Genomic DNA, 3,138 nt, shown 5'->3' with positions numbered 1-3,138 from the left:
CCACGCTTGTTCAGCTTCAGTGCCCAGTGCGCCCAGGTGACTGTCACGCCCGAGGTCAGCAGGAGCAGGGTATTGATCGCGGGGAGACCCCAGGGCCCCATCGGCATGAATTTCTCCTGGATGCCAGGACCTGCCGTGGGCCAGTCGGCGGTAAAGTCTGGCCACAGTATTTTGTTATCCAGGTCGGCGAGGTCGGGGATGGAATGCATGCGCATGTAGTATAGCGCGCCAAAAAAAGCCCCGAAAAACATAACTTCCGAGAAAATAAACCAGCTCATCCCCCAGCGGAAGGATTTATCGACCTGCTTGTTGAATTTGCCGCTCTCGCTTTCACCGGCCACGGTACCAAACCATCCAAACATCATGTAGACGAGTATGGCAAAGCCTGTCGCCAGCAATCCGTAACCCAGGGGAATCCGGTTGACCGACAAGGCCGCACCGAATCCCATGAATAACAGCGCTAGTGACCCTGTAATGGGCCAGGCCGACGGCGCTGGAACGTAGTAGTGACCTCCTCCTTGTTGGCTCATGCTCTTTCTCCTGCGTATATAAAATTGAGTCTAAGTAACTATTTTAACCACTATTATCAAGCTCATGACGAACAGGGCAGCGCCTATAAGGCCTCCGATGATTACCTGCGCCGGCGTCAATGAACTCGCATCGCTGTCGAGGTCACTCTGTTTGCGCACTCCAAAAAAAGCCCAAAATACCGCTTTCGCTATCTGCAGCAACGTTCCTTTGGGCGGTTGCTTGTTATCGTCTTTCAAAGCTGGTCCGCATTGATATCCAAGCTGGCAGTATTATCGTTACCCAACTCAAAAAAGGTATACGAGATGGTAACCGTATTGATATCGGTTGGCAGACCTGGTTCGATCAGGAATTGAACCGGCATTTGCCGTACCTCTCTCGGTTTCAATACCTGCTTGCTGAAACAGAAACACTCGAGTTTTTTCAAGTGTTTTCCCAGTAACTGAGGACTGTAACTGGGTATCGCCTGACCGTTGATCTCCCGGTCGGAGTTATTTCTCACCTCATAGACCACTTGTGTCAACTCGCCCGGATGCACACGCACACTGGACTGCAGAGGCTTGAACTGCCAAGGCAGTCCCCGTGTGTTGGCATCCAGTTCCACCGTTACCCATCGAGCCGTATCAACCTGGGTATTTTCCACCAGCGTATCTGCCTGTAACAGATTGTTGAGGCCTGTAACTTCACAGATCTTCTCGTAAAACGGGACGAGTGCGAAGCCGAAACCAAACATGATTACAGTAAAGATCAACAGTTTCCTGAGTACGACGGAATTCGCTTCAGTTACGTTCATCACCAGTTTTTTACAATAACCGCAACAAAGAGTGCTATTACAGTCGCGAGCAGAAAGAGGGCTGTTCTGATTGCACCGCGCCTTCTTTCTGCATCGTCCTTCATATTATTCCCCAATTCTTAACGAATAACAGGAGGGGTTTCGAAACTATGGTAGGGAGGGGGCGACGGCAAGGTCCACTCCAGAGTCTTCGCACCTTCCCAGGTCTGGGCGGTCGCCTTTGCACCACCACGGATGCATTTCAGCACCACATAGAGGAACAACAACTGGCTCAAACCGAATCCAAAGGCGCCGATGCTGGAAATCATATTGAAGTCCGCAAATTGCAGCGCATAGTCGGGAATACGGCGCGGCATGCCGGCAAGCCCCAGGAAGTGCTGGACAAAGAAAGTGAGGTTGAAGAAGAACATGGACAGCCAGAAGTGCCATTTGCCCAGTGTCTCGTCATACATGTGACCCGTCCACTTCGGCAGCCAGTAGTACGCACCGCCAAATATCGCGAACAGCGCACCGGATACCAGCACATAATGGAAGTGCGCGATCACATAGTAGGTATCCTGCACCTGAATATCGATCGGAACAATGGCACACACCACGCCGCTGAAGCCGCCGAGCGTAAACAGGAAGATGAAGCCGATGGCAAACAGCATGGGTGTCTCAAAGGTCATGGACCCGCGCCACATGGTAGCCGTCCAGTTGAACACTTTCACACCCGTCGGCACGGCAATCAACATCGTGGCATACATGAAGAACAGCTGTCCCGTTACTGGCATGCCGGCCGTAAACATGTGGTGCGCCCAGACGATGCAGGAAAGAATCGCGATGGAAGCGGTTGCATACACCATCGAGGAATATCCGAACAGCGGCTTGCGCGCGAAAGTCGGGATGATTTCCGAGACGATACCAAACGCCGGCAGAATCATGATGTAGACTTCCGGGTGTCCGAAGAACCAGAAGATATGCTGGAACATCACGGGGTCACCACCGCCTGCAGCATTGAAGAAATTGGTGCCGAAATTGCGGTCAGTCAGCAGCATGGTCACCGCACCGGCAAGCACCGGCATGACCAGCACCAGCAGATAGGCGGTAATCAGCCAGGTCCATACGAACATCGGCATCTTCATCAGGGTCATGCCCGGCGCGCGCATGTTGAGAATGGTGGTGATGATGTTGATCGATCCCATGATGGAAGAAGCACCCATGATGTGAATCGCAAAGATCGTCATGTCCATCCCCATGCCCATCTGCACCGACAGCGGAGGATAGATTGTCCAGCCTCCAGCTGGCGCTCCACCCGGAGCAAAGAAGGAACCGAGCAGCAGCAGCGCCGCGGGCGGCAGCAACCAGAAGCTCCAGTTATTCATTCGCGCAAAGGCCATGTCGGGGGCGCCGATCATCATCGGTACCTGCCAGTTGGCAAAACCGACGAAGGCCGGCATGATGGCGCCGAAAATCATCACCAGCCCGTGGAGGGTGGTGAGCTGGTTGAAAAATTCGGGATTGACGATCTGTATTCCTGGCTGGAATAGCTCCGCCCGGATAGTCAGCGCCATCACGCCCCCTGTCAGGAACATGATGAAGCTGAACCACAGATACATCGTACCGATGTCCTTATGGTTCGTGCTGGTCAGCCACCGCATCAAGCCTGTGGGATGATGATCGTGGGCATGTGCAATGTCGTGATCGTGTACTGCTGCCATGGTTTCCTCCTTGAGGCTATTATCTGTGTTGATTGATTTCGGATGGCTGGACAGCATCGCCTGTCGAGTTGCCGAAGGAATTGCGCTGGTAGGTGATCACCGAGGCAATATCCACGT

4 protein-coding genes are annotated in these 3,138 nt (G+C 53.3%); all 4 read right to left on the bottom strand.

Annotation, left to right across the window (positions count from 1 at the left end):
• Positions 1-530, bottom strand: a 530-nt coding sequence (locus C8R21_RS15365; RefSeq protein WP_181258980.1) for a cytochrome c oxidase subunit 3, incomplete at its 3' end; no start/stop codon positions are given.
• Between the two features lie 30 nt (positions 531-560).
• Positions 561-767 (bottom strand): DUF2970 domain-containing protein, encoded by a 207-nt coding sequence (locus C8R21_RS15360; RefSeq protein WP_074976122.1) that lies wholly within the window; start codon positions 765-767, stop codon positions 561-563.
• Positions 764-1,321, bottom strand: a complete 558-nt coding sequence (locus C8R21_RS15355) for a cytochrome c oxidase assembly protein (protein ID WP_107763472.1) — start codon at positions 1,319-1,321, stop codon at positions 764-766. Before C8R21_RS15355 ends, C8R21_RS15360 begins: the two co-directional genes overlap by 4 nt.
• Before the next feature lie 119 nt (positions 1,322-1,440).
• Positions 1,441-3,021 (bottom strand): cytochrome c oxidase subunit I, encoded by a 1,581-nt coding sequence (gene ctaD / locus C8R21_RS15350; RefSeq protein ID WP_107763471.1) that lies wholly within the window; start codon positions 3,019-3,021, stop codon positions 1,441-1,443.
• Positions 3,022-3,138 lie beyond the last annotated feature (117 nt).

Origin of the sequence: Nitrosospira multiformis, assembly GCF_003050865.1 — a bacterium.
Classification (GTDB): domain Bacteria; phylum Pseudomonadota; class Gammaproteobacteria; order Burkholderiales; family Nitrosomonadaceae; genus Nitrosospira; species Nitrosospira multiformis_E.
This window is presented reverse-complemented; position numbering and strand designations above follow the sequence as displayed.

Coding starts and splice junctions, on each gene's coding strand:
- ctaD (WP_107763471.1), bottom strand. CDS start 3,021: ATGGCAGCAGTACACGATCACGACATTGCACATGCCCACGATCATCAT.
- C8R21_RS15355 (WP_107763472.1), bottom strand. CDS start 1,321: ATGAACGTAACTGAAGCGAATTCCGTCGTACTCAGGAAACTGTTGATC.